The 19,333-nt window shown below is 33.3% G+C and carries 17 protein-coding genes; 6 read left to right on the top strand and 11 right to left on the bottom strand.

Annotated features, from left to right (window positions below; genetic code table 11):
- Positions 1-42: 42 nt before the first annotated feature.
- The gene (locus Q0983_RS17295; RefSeq protein ID WP_299556153.1) at positions 43-1,278 is read right to left on the bottom strand and encodes an FtsX-like permease family protein; all 1,236 of its coding nucleotides are present in this window, start codon (positions 1,276-1,278) and stop codon (positions 43-45) included.
- 7 nt (positions 1,279-1,285) lie between these two features.
- Between Q0983_RS17295 and Q0983_RS17290 the strand changes: the two genes are divergently transcribed.
- Positions 1,286-2,551, top strand: coding sequence for a DUF1343 domain-containing protein (locus tag Q0983_RS17290; RefSeq protein WP_299556138.1), 1,266 nt, complete (start codon positions 1,286-1,288; stop codon positions 2,549-2,551).
- Here the strand turns inward: Q0983_RS17290 and Q0983_RS17285 are convergent.
- The 4 genes from Q0983_RS17285 to Q0983_RS17270 all read right to left on the bottom strand — a co-directional run bounded on the left by Q0983_RS17285 (position 2,548) and on the right by Q0983_RS17270 (position 5,807).
- Entirely contained in the window at positions 2,548-3,447 is a 900-nt protein-coding gene (locus Q0983_RS17285; RefSeq protein ID WP_299556137.1) for a hypothetical protein, read from the bottom strand. The genes Q0983_RS17290 and Q0983_RS17285 overlap by 4 nt on opposite strands.
- A 104-nt stretch (positions 3,448-3,551) precedes the next feature.
- Positions 3,552-4,376, bottom strand: coding sequence for a glycerophosphodiester phosphodiesterase family protein (locus Q0983_RS17280; protein WP_299556136.1), 825 nt, complete (start codon positions 4,374-4,376; stop codon positions 3,552-3,554).
- A gap of 31 nt (positions 4,377-4,407) precedes the next feature.
- Positions 4,408-5,250 (bottom strand): sterol desaturase family protein, encoded by an 843-nt coding sequence (locus tag Q0983_RS17275; protein ID WP_299556135.1) that lies wholly within the window; start codon positions 5,248-5,250, stop codon positions 4,408-4,410.
- Positions 5,251-5,315: 65 nt separating this feature from the next.
- Positions 5,316-5,807 (bottom strand): YkgJ family cysteine cluster protein, encoded by a 492-nt coding sequence (locus Q0983_RS17270; protein ID WP_299556134.1) that lies wholly within the window; start codon positions 5,805-5,807, stop codon positions 5,316-5,318.
- 150 nt (positions 5,808-5,957) lie between these two features.
- Here Q0983_RS17270 and Q0983_RS17265 point away from each other — a divergent pair, with 150 nt between their 5' ends.
- Positions 5,958-6,653, top strand: a complete 696-nt coding sequence (locus Q0983_RS17265; protein WP_299556133.1) for a class I SAM-dependent methyltransferase — start codon at positions 5,958-5,960, stop codon at positions 6,651-6,653.
- A 34-nt stretch (positions 6,654-6,687) separates the two neighbouring features.
- Here Q0983_RS17265 and Q0983_RS17260 read toward each other — a convergent pair whose 3' ends face one another.
- From Q0983_RS17260 to Q0983_RS17250, 3 genes are all read right to left on the bottom strand, one after another.
- Positions 6,688-7,524, bottom strand: a complete 837-nt coding sequence (locus tag Q0983_RS17260; protein ID WP_299556132.1) for a hypothetical protein — start codon at positions 7,522-7,524, stop codon at positions 6,688-6,690.
- Positions 7,525-7,579: 55 nt separating this feature from the next.
- The gene (locus Q0983_RS17255) at positions 7,580-9,310 is read right to left on the bottom strand and encodes a TonB-dependent receptor (RefSeq protein WP_299556131.1); all 1,731 of its coding nucleotides are present in this window, start codon (positions 9,308-9,310) and stop codon (positions 7,580-7,582) included.
- 102 nt (positions 9,311-9,412) lie between these two features.
- Entirely contained in the window at positions 9,413-12,442 is a 3,030-nt protein-coding gene (locus tag Q0983_RS17250) for a tetratricopeptide repeat protein (RefSeq protein WP_299556130.1), read from the bottom strand.
- Positions 12,443-12,654: 212 nt separating this feature from the next.
- Between Q0983_RS17250 and Q0983_RS17245 the strand changes: the two genes are divergently transcribed.
- From Q0983_RS17245 to Q0983_RS17235, 3 genes are read left to right on the top strand one after another with little or no spacing between them, the layout of a single operon-like run.
- Positions 12,655-13,338 carry an ATP-binding cassette domain-containing protein gene (locus Q0983_RS17245; protein ID WP_299556129.1) on the top strand — a complete coding sequence of 228 codons (684 nt, stop codon included), beginning with the start codon at positions 12,655-12,657 and terminating at the stop codon, positions 13,336-13,338.
- Between the two features lie 2 nt (positions 13,339-13,340).
- The gene (locus tag Q0983_RS17240) at positions 13,341-14,258 is read left to right on the top strand and encodes a glycosyltransferase (RefSeq protein WP_299556128.1); all 918 of its coding nucleotides are present in this window, start codon (positions 13,341-13,343) and stop codon (positions 14,256-14,258) included.
- Entirely contained in the window at positions 14,227-15,180 is a 954-nt protein-coding gene (locus Q0983_RS17235) for a glycosyltransferase family 2 protein (protein WP_299556127.1), read from the top strand. Before Q0983_RS17240 ends, Q0983_RS17235 begins: the two co-directional genes overlap by 32 nt.
- 40 nt (positions 15,181-15,220) lie before the next feature.
- Here Q0983_RS17235 and Q0983_RS17230 read toward each other — a convergent pair whose 3' ends face one another.
- Complete coding sequence (locus tag Q0983_RS17230) at positions 15,221-16,291, bottom strand: glycosyltransferase (RefSeq protein ID WP_299556126.1); 1,071 nt, start codon at positions 16,289-16,291, stop codon at positions 15,221-15,223.
- Positions 16,292-16,408: 117 nt separating this feature from the next.
- Between Q0983_RS17230 and Q0983_RS17225 the strand changes: the two genes are divergently transcribed.
- On the top strand, positions 16,409-17,548 hold the full coding sequence (locus tag Q0983_RS17225) for a glycosyltransferase (RefSeq protein ID WP_299556125.1): 1,140 nt from the start codon (positions 16,409-16,411) through the stop codon (positions 17,546-17,548).
- Here Q0983_RS17225 and Q0983_RS17220 read toward each other — a convergent pair.
- Together Q0983_RS17220 and Q0983_RS17215 are read right to left on the bottom strand one after the other, a co-directional pair.
- Positions 17,545-17,955 (bottom strand): FdtA/QdtA family cupin domain-containing protein, encoded by a 411-nt coding sequence (locus Q0983_RS17220; protein ID WP_299556124.1) that lies wholly within the window; start codon positions 17,953-17,955, stop codon positions 17,545-17,547. The two genes, Q0983_RS17225 and Q0983_RS17220, sit on opposite strands and share 4 nt — an antisense overlap.
- A gap of 59 nt (positions 17,956-18,014) precedes the next feature.
- Positions 18,015-19,253: an O-antigen translocase gene (locus Q0983_RS17215; protein ID WP_299556123.1), complete on the bottom strand. Its 1,239-nt coding sequence runs from the start codon at positions 19,251-19,253 to the stop codon at positions 18,015-18,017.
- Positions 19,254-19,333: the final 80 nt, after the last annotated feature.

Here is a 19,333-nt window from a genome sequence, read left to right as displayed (position 1 = left end):
TAACTGGTAAAGCGGTTTTGTTGCAATAAAACACTCAAAAGACTAATCAAACCTGATAGCTTTTACCGGAGATATTTTGGTGATAATGTATGAGGGCACTAAAAGCATTAATAAGCATAGAACCAGAGTGCCTACATTTAAGGCTATGATATAACCAACACTTATAAAAACGGGAGCTTCAGTAACATAATACACGCTGGGGTCTAACGGAAAGAGTTTAAAATACTTTTGCGCAAATAAGAGGCCGAGTCCTAAAAGATTACCCCAAAACAAGCCTAAAAGGATCAGGTAAGAGGCATTATATAAAAACAATTTCCTGATGCTCCAGTTACTGCTTCCAAGTGCTTTTAAAATACCTATCATTTGCGTACGCTCTAATATTAATACCAAAAGGGCAGTGATCATATTGATGCCTGCCACCAAAATCATGATACCAATAATCCCGTAAATGTTAGTATCAAAGATCCGGATCCATTCAAAAATAGAACTGTACTTGTTGGTTATGGTTTGAGTGTTTAAAACTGATGGTGTACTTTCATAAATTTCTACCCCTTTTTCTTCCAGTTCGTCATAATCCTTTAGAAAAATTTCAAAATTACCTATTTGATCTTTTTCCCATTTATTGATACGTTGAATGTGACGAATATCTCCTATTACATAATTGGCATCAAAGTCCTGAAATCCCGAATTGTAAATACCTACAATGGTATAAGTAATAATGTTGGGTAATTTTTCCGGGTCTTCTTTAGGAAATACCATTTGAAAAGTTTCACTGAGTTTTAACTCCAAACGGTTCGCCAAATATTGTGACACCAAAACATCTTCATTTCGCTTGTTGGTGTAATCGGGAAGCTTCCCTTCAATTAAAAACTCCTGAAAATATTTCCAGTTATAATCGGCTCCAACCCCTTTTAGATAAGCGCCTTCAAAGTCTGTTTCGGTTCGAATTACCCCGAATTTTGAGGCCACCGCCTGGATATGTTCAACACCTTCAACGGTTTTAAACTCCGGGTAAAATTCCTGGTTCTTAGAAATAGGTGTAATGCTTTCTTCTGAATTATTACTATCAAAGTTGGTAATTAGGACATGCCCGTTAAATGCCACTACTTTATCACGTATTTTTTGTTGTAAACCAATGCCCGTTGCTATAGCGATCATCATAACCACAATACCAATTGCAATAGCTGCAATACCAATTTTTATTATTGGTGCCGAAATACTACTTTTATACGACTTACTACTAATAATGCGTTTAGCTATAAAATACTCGAAATTCAATTTTACAATGCGGTTTACCAGTGTCAAAAATACAGTTTTATTATTTGTTTTAATACTTATTTCCTGTGGAAACAAGGTAAAGCGGGAAGCAGGAAGTTTGAAGCAAGAAGATAACGGCAATAATGAGATTCTTCGCTACGCTCAGAATGACAACCTACCGGTTGTTGGTGCCAATCAAACAGAGGCGTATTTACCTTTATTAAAAGGAAAACGGGTTGGAATTGTGGCTAATCAGACATCTGTGATTTTCACCTTTCAACAAGCTCAGGATACAAATTATACACATTTAGTGGATTCATTACTTGCTCTGAATATTGATATTAAAAAAGTATTTGCACCGGAGCATGGTTTTAGAGGAAGAGCAGATGCCGGAGAACATGTAGAGGATGGTTTTGACACTAAAACCAATTTACCAATTGTCTCGCTTCATGGAAAAAACAGAAAACCTACTCCTGAGCAACTTAAGGATTTAGATATTGTAATTTTTGACATCCAGGATGTGGGCGTTAGATTTTATACTTATATCTCCACACTTCATAATGTAATGGAAGCATGCGCAGAAGCAGGAATTCCTGTAATGATATTCGACAGGCCAAACCCTAACGGGCTTTATGTTGACGGTCCTACTTTAAATATAGAGCACCAAAGTTTTTTAGGGATGCATCCCATACCCTTAGTGCATGGTATGACAATCGGTGAGTATGCTAAAATGATCAATGGTGAACATTGGTTGGCTAACAATTTACAGTGCGCTATTACTGTGATACCTGTTAAAAATTACACACATCATACTTCCTATAGCTTACCAATTCGTCCTTCACCAAATTTACCAAACGATCAGGCCATTAAATTATATCCCAGCTTAGGCCTTTTTGAAGGTACCAATATAAATGCAGGTAGAGGTACAGAATTTCAGTTTCAAAGGTATGGCGCGCCTTTTTTAAACAAAGACACTATGGGGTTCACTTATACGCCCGTTGCCAATTTTGGAGCTAAATATCCGAAACATCAAAATGAATTGTGCTATGGAGAAGATTTAAAAGATGAAGTGATTGGTGACCTTATGACATTAAAATGGATTATTAAAGCGTATCAAAATTCAACAGACAAATCGAAGTTTTTCAATACTGATAATTTTACGAAACATGCAGGTACTACTGAACTTCAAAAGCAAATTGAATCTGATTTAAGTGAAGCTGATATTAAAGCCACATGGCAAGAAGATTTAGAAGCGTTCAAAAAAACTAGAGAAAAATATTTAATTTACGATTAATTGAGTTTCGCCTTTGCTTTTTTCAATAAAGGCTCAAAGTCAATCAAATAGGTTCCTACTTTTTTAGGCCAACTTGAAAAGAACAAATATTTATTATCTTCTGTAACATATGGCCCCCAATTCCATGGCGAAACGGTGTTTACATTTTTTCCCAGATTTATGGGTTTAGACCAAACGTTCTTATCCTTTCTAAAAGATATAAACAAATTGGAAGTCTGATGAAATTCGTAATTTGGGTTTTGATTCTTATTAATTATTAGAATAAGAAAAGATTCATCTCTTGATACAAAAAAGTCAATGAAATCACCTTTTAAATTGAAATCTAATTTCTTAAAAATGGTATCTGATTTGCGAGTGGTTACATGATAGATGTCTTGTATTTTATCATTCCCTTTAATGCCGGCCGAAAAATAGTAACTGTTCTTTTTGGGTGCCTGTAAATAATGTGATTTTTTAAGTGACTCCATAAATCTAATGGGTTTAGACCAACCGGATTCAGTCTTCTTTGAATATATTCCTTTCGGAAAAAAGGGATGATCATACTGGAAATACATGACTTTTCCATTCCTTGAAAATGAAGGTGCTCCGGAACTATCAGCAAAAATAACTTCAGGTTCACTCCACTTTTTATTACGATATGTAATCTTAACAATATGGGCTTTAGAGATAGAATCATAGCCATTTCTAACGCCATAAAATAGCGATCTTCCTTCTTTTGATACAGTTACGCGTTCCAATGCCATATATCCTTTAGGGGCTTGCAAGTTTACAAATACAGGGATTCCATTTGGTAATGAATCTACTAAAGATGCTAAATATTTAGAGCTTTGTGATGAAACCTTGTTTATTCCTAGAAAACTGATGACTAAAAAAAGACTGAACACTTGTACTTTCATAAAACCAGTTATTAAACAATAAGTTTTAAATGTATTACACAACATTAGAATATCATAAACCAAATGTTTTTATGTGTAGGACAAAAGTTCTGAGGCGCTCAAAATTACTTTAACAAACCAATTAATCTATCCGGATAATCGGTTATGATACCATCAACGTTAAAATCAATCATTTTTCGCAAGTCTTCTATTTCGTTTATGGTCCATGGAATGACTTTAAAATTTTCAGCTTGAAGATTTTTTACTGTCTCTGCATCTAACAGTTCAAAATACGGACTTATAATCTCCGGGATATAAGACATTCTATCCATTTTACCCTGAATGCTTTCGTCTTCATCCACCAACAGGGCTACTGTCATTTCTGGTGATTGTTTTTTTATTTCTTCCAAAACACGTAAATCAAAGCTCTGTAAATTGGTTTCGTTAAACGCATTGTTCCTATTAACAACATCTAAAACCAGTTTTACAAATTCTTTAGGTGTTGGTGTATAGATATTATCGTATTCCGGTCGTGCCTTTAATTCTATATTGAATTTTATATCCGAATGCTTCTTCTTTGAAATTTTAATAACCTCGTCTAAAGTAGGTTTATAGGTTTTCATTTTTTGTTGTTCTGGAAACCTGGGATGAAACTTTGTTCCGCAATCAAATTGTTTGATGCTATCCAAGGTCATTTGATAGAGGTTATATTTTTTATCCAAAGCTTCTGAAATCTCATTGCCCTCTGCATCTAAACAATACGTTCTACTAATAAATGGCTCATGGGACACCACAATAATATTATCTTTAGACACTGCCACGTCAAGCTCAAGTGTGTGAACACCCAAATCGATTGCTTTTTCAAAAGCCTCCACAGTGTTTTCCGGCATGAGTCCCCGGCAACCTCTGTGCCCTTGTATATCAATAGTTTTTGATGAATTACAGTTCATTAAAAAAAGTAGCAAAGAAATAATGACTAATTTATAAATCCTCATCGGGTGTTATAGTTGGCTTTTCATATTTCTGAAAAGGCTGTTTTAATAACTCACCTATATGCCCATTTTTCTGTTTATCAGGAAATACATCCACACCATAAACCAATTTTTCCCTGTCAAGCTCCATGTACGTCCCTAAAAGTCGGTCCCAAACCGAAAAAATATTGCCATAATTGGAATCGGTATAAGGCAGCCTGTAATGATGATGTACCTTATGCATATCAGGTGATACTAAAATATAACTAATGGCTTTATCGATACGTTTCGGCAACTTTATGTTTGCGTGATTAAATTGTGTAGCAAGGACTGACAACGATTGGTACAACAAAACCAAAGCTATAGGTGTCCCTATTATAAAAATACCGGACAGTGTAAAAATATACCTGATAATACTTTCTAAAGGATGGTGTCTGTTGGCCGTAGTTGTATCTACATTATGATCAGTGTGGTGTACCAAATGTATCATCCACAATGGTTTTACTTTGTGTTCTATTAGGTGTGGCAAATAGGCTCCTATAAAATCAATTAAAAATATTCCAACAACCGTATATAGCCACAAAGGCATTTCAGGCAGCCAATTTAGAATTCCAAAATCATTATCCATGACCCAATTTGAAGATTTTAAAAACAAAAATGCCAATGGCATATTAATCAATATGGTTGTTATAGTAAAGAAAATATTGGGTATGGCATGTTTCCACTTTTTATAGGGTTTGCCAAATAAGGGCATCATACCTTCAACCAACCAAAAGAAAGTTAAACCACCAACAATAATGATTCCTCGGTGAAGAGAAGGAATAGTTTCAAAATAGTTTAAAAGTGTTTCCATTTACCCTTTATTTAGCATTAAATATACAACACTCTAATAAATTATGCATGCATAATTATTCTTTGCTATTTTATTTGCCTTTTCATGGCCTCCACGATATTAAAGGCTGCAGGGCAAATTGCTACATTTTTTAAGGTAAGACTTGAAATTTGTTGAAATTTTTTTCTATCGGTATGCGGAAATTCTCGGCACGCTTTAGGGCGCACCTCGTAAATGGAGCAATAATTGTCAGCTCCTAAAAACGTACATGGGACACTTTGCAATACATAATCGTTATCTTCATCCATACGCAAATATTGTTCAACAAATTGCTGTGGTTTTTGCCTGAAAAACTTGGCGATGCGCTCAATATCTTTATCGGTAAACAATGGTCCTGTAGTTTTACAGCAATTGGCGCACTCTAAACAATCGGTTTGCTCAAATTCTTCTTCATGCAACTCCTGCATGATATAATCCAGATTTTTTGGTGGTTTCTTTTTGAGCTTCTGAAAGAACTTTTTGTTCTCGTTATGTTTATCTTTGGCGAGCTTTGGAAGATTATCAATAATGTCTTGCATGGTGTAAAATTAGACAATTAGATTAATTAGACCTTATAGAACAGTTAGGTTTTTGATACACTTGTCACACTAAGCGCAGTCGAAGTGCAATTAACTATCTAAAGCTACTAAAATAGATTCCCGCCTTCGCGGGAATGACAAAAAAGGAATATGAAAGACATTTTCGGAAAAGCCCTATTAGACTATCACAACGGCCATTACACCGAAGATATCATGACGTCTACCAGTATTTCTGATGAGGATGTGTTACCTCTACCCTATTTGTTTAGAAGCTTTACAGACATGCCAAAACTGGAACAACGGGCTTTACAACTAGCTAAAGGAAACGTACTGGATGTTGGTTGTGGTTCCGGGAGCCATAGTTTGTATTTACAAAAGAAAGGGCTCAACGTCAAAGCCATTGATATATCCGAAAGAGCAATTGAAGTTGCTAAACAAAGAGGGATTAAAAATTCCGAAGTTTTAAATTTACTTGACGAAACCGAAGCGTTTGACTCTATTTTGTTATTGATGAATGGAACAGGTATTTTTCAAGAATTAAATCAGGTTTCTCAATATTTAAAGCATCTGAAAAGCCTGTTGAATCCTAACGGACAAATTCTTATTGACTCGTCTGATATTAAATATATGTACGAAGATGAAGACGGCGGCTTCTGGATTGATACCAATGCAGACTACTATGGCGAACTGGATTATTTTATCAGCTATAAAGGTGAAAAGGAAATACCAATGAAATGGTTGTATTTAGATTTCAATACTTTAAAACTGGCTTGCAAAACCGTTAGTTTAGAATGTGAATTGATTCTTGAAGGAGATCATTTTGATTATTTGGCGCGATTGAGTTAGCCGGTCATCAACACAGAAATAGGAATAACTAAGACTATTTCAAGCTTTTTTTAATATACTTTCGAAGCAGTTTTTTGTAATATTTCCTTAGTTCACCTTTCACTTCATCTTCTTTAATATCTTCTGAAACCTTCATCGCATTTATAAAAATTTTCGTCTTATCCTCTTTAAAAGATACCATTGAAAACTTTAAATCTATAATTGTGTCCGTATCTATTACAAGTTCGTTTATATGATAAAAACCCATTTTTTGTATAGGACCATCACTATATGGGTTATCTTTATATGACGTATCAATAACAGCTTCAATATTATACCTTTCCATTGTTTTCAATACATCTTCTTGACTCATCCTTACCTTAATTGTGTTTTTAAAGAATTGAATATCTCCTTCCGAATATCTAAACCCGTGCCAATAAGGAGGTGACGTTGCCATAAAAACAATTATTGCTGGTAATAAAACAACAAGTGGATTAATCTCAATTTTTCCGAAGGCATATCGACTTAAAATGTCCTTATTTGTTAAAAGATAGTATGATAACGGCAGAACTAACAGTGCTATCAAATCAGAATAATCCACTACTCTTGTTATTTTAATTAGTGCTATAGAATTATAAAATTCAATAAGTCCCTGTGAATATGAAGATTTCCAAAATACAAAGAATAATCCCGTAAAAACAACATTCAACTTTATTCTATTAGGAAAGATGAATGACAGAAAACATGGAAAAATGAGTAACCCTATAAAATCAGACAACTTTCCTGTAAACCAGTTTGAAAACTGATACTTCAAAAAGTGGTCATTCAGGAATAACAAAATAACTCCAAATACGAAAACATAGTTTAACAAAAAGTATTTTCTACTTTTCATAGAAGTTAGTTAATATATGGATTCCCGCCTTCGCGGGAATGACAAATATGGCATTTTAGAAATCAAACTTAAACGTAGCACCTGCTAAAAACTGAATACTTTGTACCGGGAAATTTTGCCAGCGCTGGTAGGCTTTGTTAGCAATGTTATTCGCCTTAGCAAACACCGAAATCTTATCGTTAATATGATAGCCCAAATGCGCGTTAGCATCAAAATAGCTATCTAAAACTACCGTAAACGGTGACGCCACAGTAATACCATCATTTAAAAAGTACTGGTCTTTTCTTTCGCCTATATAAAACAGGTTAGCGCCCGTAAACCAATGCTCATTGATCTGGTAATCCATAAACAGTGACCCTTTTACGTCCGGTAAGTTCCAGGCTTCGATTTCATTATCGGTAGAATAGCTAAAATATTCGGCTTTAATCCCCAACTTAAAGTTTCGGTTTACATCTACATTAATTTCACCGGCCACTCCAAAAGTATCCACATCATCATATACTATTCCAAAGGAATTACCATAAGAATAGGCCTGGTCTGTCATTAAAGTTATGTCGTTATTTTTAAACAAGGCTTTATTTCTGTCAGCTTTATAAAGTCCGCTAATATTATAACTCATATTGCTGGATAGCTTTCCTTTTAAACCAATGTAAGCGTTATATTGCTGGTCTGTAGGCATCACGAATAAGGATGGTGATACAAATGGGTTTTCTGAGGCAAAATCGTAATACGAATTTTGAATAAGCTCGCCTTCAATGCCTCCGTATGCAATCAACACCTCATTAACCAATCTATAGGTTGCGGTAACATTCGGATAGATATAAAAGTTATTTTCTTTAGATTCCGAATCTCTTAAATAAGCCGCCGTAATTCCCAGATTTACGGTTAAATCGTCTTGCTTCATTTCATAAGTTGGAGCCGCACTTATAATAAAGTTCCCATATCTAAGCTCTTCATTAACTTCATAACTTCTGTCAAAAGTTCCTTTTAGGTAATCGAATTTAAACGTGGTTGAAATTTCCTCGTCATTAACAGGAATATCAATTTTTGTATTAACCAAAAACCTGTTCTCTCCTGAACCCTGGTTATCTCCAAAACGTCTGAAAAAGAAGCTCCCGGAGTTTATATAAGTATCTTCAAAATTAATGTCGCCTCCAAAATGCGCATCATAAAAGGTATGTTCTTCATCAATATTATCATTAATGGCCCTATCCATAAAAGACGCCGGTACGCCATACCAATTATACATTTGATGCTGAAAACCGGCTTCTACGTTCCAGGATAAGTCGCGCAACATGGTAGCATAGTTTAGATTGATCTTTGAGATGGAATAATTATCATCAAATGACACGCCGTCTATACCCCCTTGTGATGAATTATGACTTACATAACCTCCAACGCTTTCGGTTCGGTTCAGGGCATGGTTTAAATACACTTCACCTAAAATGGTGGTGTAAGTACCAACACCAATAGTAGCATAATTATCGAATAATTTTGCAGGCTTTCGCTTTTCAACCACGGCTGCTTTCCCTTTTGCCGGTGTAAAAGTTGAAGCCACCGGAAATGAAAAAATATTGTATTTAATTTCCTTTTTCTTCTCGGTTGTTTCATCGTCTAACGAGGGCGTTTCCTTTACTTTAAAAGCATCTGAAATTGAAGGTGTATAAGGTTTCACAACATCAATAACACCCGTATCGATGGTGTCCTTTGTTCTATCCTGTGAAAAGGAAAACGTTACACTTAAAATAATGGCAATGCTTAATATATGTTTTATGTGCTTTCGCATATGTCTTGATTTACGACCCTTCGACTTAACTCAGGGCAAGTTTATGTTTTATGATTGATGATTTTTGCTCGCAAAGACTCAATGTTTATACTGCTTACTGATTTACTCAGGTTGAATAGATGAATTGGTTTTGGCTTCTTCTGCTTTTATTTTACTCAGCTCTTCCTTGGCTTCGCCAACCACATCATCAAATTCTGCAAAATTTTCAATAACGCTTTCCAAAATATAAGTAGCTTGAAATGCATCATTTAAAGCATAAAAATTCTTTGCCATAAGCACCAAACCTTTAGCACTGTAATATTTATAACCCGAAAAATCTTTAGCTAATTTTTGTACCGCGTTATTTGACGCCTGATACTTCCCTTCTTTATTTTTAAAGTAAGCGTTGTAATATAAAGCTTCAGCAGCCGTTTCTCCTGTAGCCACTTTTTCAACCTGCGCAAAGGCAGATTTGGCTTTGTCCTCATCACCTGTTTTTATAGCTGAACGTGCGATTATAATATAAGCATCGCTCTTAATTTTATTATCTATTTTTGAGCTAGCCAATACTTTTTCGGCATACGAAACAGCCGCTTCATAATTCTCCAGCTGATAGTTAGCTTTCATTAAATTTGACTGTGCAAATACTACATTTTGTGGAAAGTTTGCTTCTTCTTCTAAACGTTGTAATATTGGAATGGCATTGTTCCAACTTTTTTCTTCTAAATAATATTGTGACAAACGTGATAAGGCTTCTTCGGTATATTCATTTTGCGAAGTCTCAACAATATATTTGTAATGCGGTGCTGCATTGGCTACCAATCCCTTTTTATAATATAATTGCCCTAAATAAAAATGCGCTTGTAATATGTGTAATCCGTTAGGGAACTCACTGACATAACTGTTAAATTGTCTGATGGCCCTGTCTGTATTGCCGTCTAAATATTGTTTTTCGGCCGCTTCGTAAGAAGCATTATCTAATTCGGCATCGGTAACTTCAACATAATCTAAGGTTCTTACCCAATTGGCATAATCATCAACACGCCCTAAGTCAATATAAATCAATTTTGCAGTAGACACAGCCTGAACCGCTTCCGGTGTTCCCGGGTAAGTACCGGCCACTTTTTTAAACTTGGTTAAAGCGCGTTCATTCTCATTACCATTGTAATAAACCAGTCCTTGACGTAACAGTGATTTTGGAACAAACGAACTCATTTTATATTCAGAATTTAACTTGTTGTAAGCCTGCATGGCTTTGTCTGTTTCATTGGCTTTTACATATGAATTCCCTAATTCATACAGGGCATCGTCACGTAGTTTCGACTTCGGATAATCGACTATAAACTGTTCTAATTCTTTTATTTTTTTTGATGATTGCCCTAAATATCCAACACTAATTGCTTTTTGAAATGCCGGATAATCGGAGTCTATTTCGCTTAACTTGATAGCACTATTATAGGCCTTAATAGCATTACTGTAATTACTGGTCACAAAATGTCCGTCACCCAAACGCAGGTAGGCATCATTCAACCTTACTTTATCGTCCTTTTTGGTTGAAATGAACCGATTGAAATGCTCCGTAGCCTTTCCGTAGTTCTTCAGTTTGAAGTAGGTATAAGCCAAATTATAATCTAAATTCTCAGTTTCTGGTGTGTTTGAACTGGTTTGCCGAAACTGTTTGAAACCAACCAGGGCATCCTCATAATTGGTTAAGTTATAATCGGCTTCTGCTTTCCAAAACGTTGCTCTGGCTGTATATCTATCGTCTCTGGGCTCTTTTAAAGACTGATCGAACAACGATTCTGCTTCTAAATATTGATTTTCATTATACAATTCAATCCCTCTGTAAAACGCTACTTTTTGATAGGCTACTTTGTTTTCAAAACTCTTTTTATCCTCTAACAGCTTGAGCGCTTCTTTATAGTTTTTAGACGTAATATAAGAATCTATCAATAAGGTTTCAATCTCTTCTTTATAAGGTGTTTTAGGGTATTTTTCCAAATAACCTGCTAAAACCTGTGGTGCAGACTGATATGGATTTCCTATCTCGTAACTAATTTTAGCATAATTTAACCAGGCGTCTTCCTGAATTTTCAAATCGAAATCCATTTGAGATGCATACCTGAAGGCATTTAAAGCTTCCTGTTTTTTATCAAGATGGATGTAACTTTCACCTAAGTGATAGTATGCATTTTGAGCTATGCCATTATTACCTCCTATTATTTTATTAAATTCTGAAATGGCTTTTTCATAATCCCCTTGTTTGTAATGCGCATATCCTAGTTGGTAGAAATCCGTATTATTCCATTTAGCGGTTCTTTCACGTCTCCCTTTTTTTCCTTTATAAGCGGTTAAATAAGGAATGGCAGCAGCGTATTCTTCTAAATTAAAATAACTCTCTCCTATTATTTTTGAAAGCTCCGATACTTCGTCTTCATCACTTACAGGTAGCCTTTCTTTAGCCAATTCAATGGCTTTTTCAAAATTCCCCAATTTAAAGTTTAAATCTGCCTGATAATAGGATAGCTTTTCTTTGTACCGTTCCTGATCACTTACCTGGTCAAAATACTCATTGGCTTTGTCATAATCATCGCCTTCATAAGCCATAAAACCAATATAATATTTTGCTTGTGAGCCATACTCCGGTGAGCTTTCAACCCTCGACAAATACTTTTTAGCCTCTCTGTATTGCCTGGTTGAAAATGCCGAATAGCCATTATTAAAGTAGAACTTTTCCTTTTCGTTTCTCGCTAAAGCTTCTTCATTCACCTTGCTATACCACTTTCTGGCATGGGCATATTTTGAATTTTCAAAGTAATAATCGGCTACATCCACATAAGCCGTATTACGTTTGGTACTTGTTGGATAATCTTTTACAAAATTTTCTACAAGTCGATCCGCATTTTGCTGATTTAACCGAACCGCGCAATTAGCAATGTAATAGGCACAGTTAGATTGCAAAATCTCTTCTTTTGCTGTTTTTTTTACGCTTCCGAATAACGATTGCGCTGCTAGGTATTGTTGATTATTGTAAAGCGACAATGCTTTTTGATAATCAACCATATTACTGGTATAAGCTGCAGATTGTTGAGCTAAAAGGTGAAGACTAAAACTGATAGCTACTAAAAGGGAAACAATACTTTTTTTAGTCATTGACTATTCGTTTTTTAATTTGAAATCAAAGATAAATTAATACAAAGCTTATAACGAAATAATCGTGCCATAATTATAAACTGACTTATTAAATGTTAAAAAAGTCAACTTTTTTCTCAATAATGTTCTATCCCAGTACAACAAAAAACATGCTTTTAGGTTTGTTATGTTAAACTTTAAATTTTAAACTTGTATCTTCAAACTTTTACTTTATGTCAAATCCTATTTTACAATTAAAAGACGCCTCTATTTACCAGGGAGACAGTCTGGTGCTTTCTAACGTTAATGTTGAAATTAATAAAGGGGAGTTTGTGTATTTAATAGGTAAAACGGGAACCGGAAAAAGTAGTTTTATGAAAACGCTTTATGGTGACTTACCTTTAAAAAAAGGTGAGGGTCATATTGTTGAATATGATCTAAAAGACCTTAAAGAAAAAGACATCCCGTTTTTAAGACGAAAACTTGGGGTTGTTTTTCAAGATTTTAAATTACTTATTGACAGAACTGTTAATGATAACCTCCTTTTTGTTTTAAAAGCTACCGGCTGGAAAGACAGAGACGAAATGAATGCCCGTGTAGAAGAAGTCCTTGAGAAAGTTGACATGAAAACAAAAGGTTTTAAATTTCCACATGAACTTTCGGGTGGTGAACAACAACGTATTGCTATTGCCAGAGCCTTACTTAACAACCCGGAGCTTATTCTTGCCGATGAACCTACCGGAAATCTGGATCCACAAACCAGTGTTGAAGTTATGAAAGTGCTACAAGACATTAATAAAAATGGCAACACTATTTTAATGGCTACTCACGATTATGCTTTACTGTTAAAATACCCAAGTAAAACCTTAAAATGTGATGATAATCAAGTGTATGAGGTGGTTCAAAGGAAAGGGTAATTATGCTTTCAATTTTAATTCCAACATACAATTACGATGTAACAACATTGGTTAACAGCTTACACAAACAAGCTTTAGCAAGCAATATTACTTTTGAAATTTTGGTTTTTGATGATGGATCTGAGAAAGCGATAAATAGAAATAATTATCAATTAAATGAATTAGCCAATGTAAATTTTAAGTCTCGAAGTCAAAACATTGGATTAAGCAATAACCGTAATGAATTGGCTAATGCTGCTAAATATACTTTCTTACTTTTTATTGATGGAGATTCTTTAGTTATTAGCGAGAACTACATAGATAATTATTTAAAAGAATTATCTAAGGGAAACGCGATAATCTATGGAGGTAGAATACATCCAAAAAAGGTACCTGACAGTCGTAAACTACGTTGGAAATATGGAAAATTCAGAGAAGACCTAACCGCTGAACAACGAAGTTTAATCCCTTATAAATGTACATTTTGTAATAACACCTTAATGACTAAGGGCATTTATAATAAAATTGGTTTTGAAAAAACACTTACCCAATATGGCCATGAAGACACATTATTTGCTTATAATGCCAGTCTAATAAAAGCATCTGTTATGCATATTGACAACCCAGTTTTGCATGGTGATGTGGATTTGAGCGACGTTTTTTTTAATAAAACCATTAAGGGGCTGGAAAATTTAAATTACATTTATGAAGCAAAATTAATTGATCCCAAATTCACCCCTTTCTTATATTGTATTTCAAAATTAAAGGCTTTTAAATTGAATTATTTTTTTGCCTTTTTAAACCTACTGGTTTACCCGATATCAAAATACATATCAACCTCAAAATACCCTTCGCTGTTCTTGTTTGACATATTTAGAGTTTGTTATTTTTGTCATATCAATCTAACAAATGAGTCAAAAAAAAACATATCCGTATTTTAGTGTTGTTATCCCATTGTACAACAAATCAAAGTATATTTTAAACACTATTACCAGTGTTCTCAACCAAACCTTTCAAGATTTTGAAATCATTGTTGTGGATGATGGAAGTACAGATGATGGTTTTGAAAAAGTTTCAAAAATTAAAAACCCGAAAATCACTTTATATAAACAAGAGAATGCCGGTGCTTCAGTTGCCAGAAATATTGGGATTGAGAAGTCTAACTCTAAATATATTGCGCTTTTAGATGCTGATGATTTTTGGCATAAAAACCATTTATCAGAATTAAAAAGGTTAATTGAAAGATTTCCTGAAGCTGGTTTATTTTGTAATAACTATGAAATAAAACGTAACAAAAATTTTATTACACCTGCTTCCTTTAATTTTAAATACTCAAACGATTTAATGATTCTTAAGGATTTTTTTAAAGCTAATATTATCTCTTTTATTCCAACCTCTTCATCAACAGCTTTCCTGAAAACCTCATTTAAAAAAATTGGATCCTATGACACTTTTTTAAGAACAGGTCAAGACATTGATTTATGGATTAGGCTTGCACTTCATTATGATGTGGCCTTTAACCCCGAAGTCACAATGACTTACAACAACTTTGATAACACGAGCCTCTCTAAAAGCAATTATAACCTGGATCGATATGAATTAATAAATAAATATGAAGAAGAAGAACTGTTAAATTCTTCTTTAAAATTGTATTTAGACATAAACAGGTATGCTTTGGCCATTAGATGCCATTTAAATGATGAGTATAAACTTTACCAAAAATTAAAAAAAGAAATTAATTACAAAAACCTGAATTTGAAACAGAAGTTTCTTTTACTCCTTCCTAAGCCACTTTTAAAACAAGTAAAATTGTTCCAAAAGTTTTTGCTTAAGAAAAAAGTATATCTTACAGCTTACAACTGAGACATTGCAATTACCTTGAACTTGTTTAAGATTAAATTACTTACATAAGTAATTCTTTCCATTTCGGAGTAATATTTTCAATTGAAAACTTATCAACACTACTTCTCGTATTTTTTTTACAGTAATTATATAATGTTTTGTTTTCAATAAAGCTATCAAATGCTTTAGCCAATGCTCCTATGTCATGATTTTCAACTAATAATCCGTTAAATTGGTGTTCAATTATTTCTTTAGGTCCAGATTTACAATTAACGGAAACTATAGGCACGTCACATGCCAAAGACTCAATTAAAACCCGGGGAAACCCTTCAAAGCGACTGGTCAATGTTGTAAATAAGGCCTTCTTTATATAGGGATAAGGGTTCTTATTAAACGGTAAAAGGCTAACTTGATTAGTAAGTTCTAGTGCTTTGATTTTGGTCTTTAAAAAATTTCTATCTCTCCCTCCTCCTAGAATAAAAAGTTTAATATTTTTCCCTGGTAAGGATGACTTTTTATATGCTTCTAATAGTAATGATAAATTTTTCACTTTTTCTTCTAAACGCCCATACCAGATTATATAATTATCTTTTATTTCAATATTAATGTTTGCTTGTAATTCAATATCGTGGATGGCTACGGCATTATGTATTGTTATTACACTACTTAAACCATATGTTTCTTTGATAAGGTCGCTTATTTCCTGGCTAACGCCAACTAAAATAGTTCCCTTCTTATAAAGTATTTTGGCAAGTTGTTTATTAGCAGGGAAATAGTTTTTAAAAAAACAACTGCGCACTACGGCTATTTTCTTTTTTGCTTTAAAAACATAATTATATAATAGATATTCTTTTAAGAACGTTGGCCTGGTTCTACTATCAATTAAAACATTAAAATGGTGTTTTTTAAAATAACGCCTTAAAATTCTAAACTTTTTAACACTTGAAAGATTGGCGCCATACTCCTTTTCTAAATTAAACAAAGTACCTGAAAAGCTATAATCTACATCATTTTTAGTCATTAAGATATGAACTTCACATCCCAGATTAGAAAGCATTTTAGATAATAATGCTGTAGAGCGTTCTGCGCCTCCTTTACCCAATGACGTTGTAATAATGCAAACTTTTCTCATTAAAACATTGTAAAACTTAAAATAATAGATATTAAAGCAAGTTTCTTTTAAAAAACCTTTCTAAAAGTATAAAATAGTTTTAATTTGAAATAGAAATTGAATACAATAAAAAGATAAGTGAAAATTTTATTGATAGGTGAATATAGCAGACTTCATAATTCTCTTAAAGAAGGTTTGGTTATTAATGGGCATGAGGTCCTTTTAGTTGGTAGCGGTGATGGATTCAAAAATTATCCTGTCGATATTAATATCGCACCTCTAACAAAAAAAAATCCTTTGCTTTTCTTTCTTTTAAAGGCAATATATAAGCTTTTTAAAACTGATATATCTAAAATAGAAATTGCTTTTCGGTTTTACAAAATATTACCGAAACTCAAAGGTTTTGATGCTGTACAACTCATTAATGAGACCAGCATAAAAACGTTCTATAGAACCGAAAAATGGTTCTTAAAAAAGATTATCAATCAAAATAAAAGATTATTTCTTTTGTCTTGCGGAACAGATTATGTTAGTGTAAAATATGCATTTGACAAAAAACTCCGATATTCTATTCTAACCCCATTCCATAATGACAATACACTAAGTAAGCACTATCAGTTTATATTAAAATACTTATCGAAACCTAATTATGAACTTCACAAATTTTTATATCAAAATATTCATGGTGTCATTGCATCAGATATAGATTATCACATTCCCTTAAAATATCATTCTGAATATTTAGGGCTTATTCCTAACCCGGTTAATATTGATAAGCTTAATTTTATTCCCATCAAAATTACCGATAAGATCAATATATTTCATGGTATTAACAGTCAAAATTATATAAAAAAGGGCAACTCCTTTTTTGAAATTGCTTTGAGTAATATAAAAAAAAAATACCCTGAAAAGGTCAATATCGTGACCACTAAAGACGTCTCTTATACTAATTACATAAAAATTTATGATGATAGCCATATCATTTTAGATCAGGTCTATGCCTATGATCAAGGCTATAATGCATTAGAAGCAATGGCTAAGGGGAAAGTAGTATTCACAGGAGCTGAACAAGAATGGCTGGCACATTATAATTTAAAAGAAGACACTGTAGCCATCAATGCTCTACCCGATGCCAAAAAAATTGCCGCTAAATTAGAATGGTTAATTCTAAATCCTGAAAAAATTATCGAGATTTCTAAAAATGCCAGAGATTTTGTTGTTGAATACCATGATTATAAAAAAGTGGCACAAAAATATGTAGACTGTTGGAAATCTTAATTTTTTGCCTTTAAAAAAAGCTCATAATCTCTTATATAATCATCTTCCTCAAACTTTTCTGATGCAATTACCAAACATACTGACCCTGATGAGAAATTACTGATCTCTCTCCAAATTCCAGGCACAATTAGTAATGCTTTATTTGGTTTATTAAGAAAAACTGTTCTTTCCGATTTACCATCGCTTAAATAAACATCAAAACTACCACTTAAGGGTATAAGTAATTGATATAGCTCCTTATGTGCATGCCCTCCTCTTTTACCCCCTGTTGGCACATCATATAAGTAATACACCCTTTCCATATTAAATACCAAAGAGTCATTTTCTATAACAACCAGAGAGCCGCGTTTGTCATGAACTTTAGGAACATCTATCAATCTTATATCACTTAGTGTTGTCTGTTTCATTTAATAAACTTTATAATAGTTACTCCAAATAATTTCTGTTGTAGCCATGAAGTTCTATATTAATAATTTGCGTTTTTTTGATTTATAAAATAATTCCTCACTATTGCCAGAACCACCCAAAAATAAATAATATATCTATAAAAGTGAGCCATAACAACACCTTCTACCCCGTAAATTGTAACAAGGTATTTAGACAAAACATAGAATAAACCTAATGACATTAATTCTGTTAATATAAAGCTGCGAACCATCTTTTTTGCCAAAAACTGATGAGAAACAACAAGAGAAGCCAGTCTAACAAAATCACCTAATAACTGCCATTTGAACAAGAGTTCCATTCCTAAAAAATTAGGATAAACAATTTCTATAACTAATTCTTTAAAGATATATATTAACAGCATTCCTAATCCAAAAAGCGGCAATAAGGTCTTATATATGGTAGTAACTTCTATTCTAAAAGAAGTCCAGGAATATATTCGGGCAAATTTAGGGATTACATACAAAGAAAACAGGCTTGATGAAAATGCCATGTAATTTCTGGAAATAAAATTCATAGCTGTCCAATAACCGGCTTCATTTATATTAACTTTATTTGTTATTGTAGTCCTAATATCAAGTTCAATATAATTTAATAAGACCGTTGAAACAAAAGACATCAGTGTAAAAGCTAATAATTCTTTAAAAAAGGGAATTTTAAACTTTAACCACCTTACTTTAATAAACTTATTTAAGGTTGGCCTAAAAACACTAACAACAACCCCTAACTGAACAATTGGAACTAATATTATGGAAAATAAAACCCCTTTTAGTTGATAAAAATTTAAAAAAATTAAAAGTAAAACTACAGAAAGCATATAGCTAATCAGTTCAATTTTCGCATATGCTTTATATTTAGAAAGCCCATGTATTATCCCTTGAAAAACTCTGTGTATTCCAATTATAATTGGTAATAGAGCCAGACATCTAATAATATTGACAAACTCTAAATCCCCAAAAAGTTCTCTAGTAATCCATGAAGCACTAACCAGCAAAATCAAGGACGTCAATATGGAACCCATAAAAACGAACACAAAAGTGGTTGAAAACAAATCCTTTAGTTTACTGTTTTCCTCTCGATATTCCGAAACATATTTTACAATACCGTTAAAGACACCTAAAGAACTGGTGCTTGTAATCATTTGAATTAAGTTTCTAAGTTGCCCTATTTTGGCTATTCCTATTTCCCCTATGGTTAGTGCCAATATTCTTTGAACCAATAAAGAAACAACAAGCCTTAATGAAATTACTACGGCATTCAAAGATGTTATTCTTAATAACAAATTATCCTTAAATATTTTCTTGAGATTTATCACGCCTTATCTACTTCTGAATTGACACA

The sequence above is a fragment of the Seonamhaeicola sp. genome, assembly GCF_028281565.1.
GTDB lineage: Bacteria > Bacteroidota > Bacteroidia > Flavobacteriales > Flavobacteriaceae > Seonamhaeicola.
Note: the sequence above shows the minus strand (reverse complement) of the source record. Positions and strands in the feature narration are given on the sequence as shown.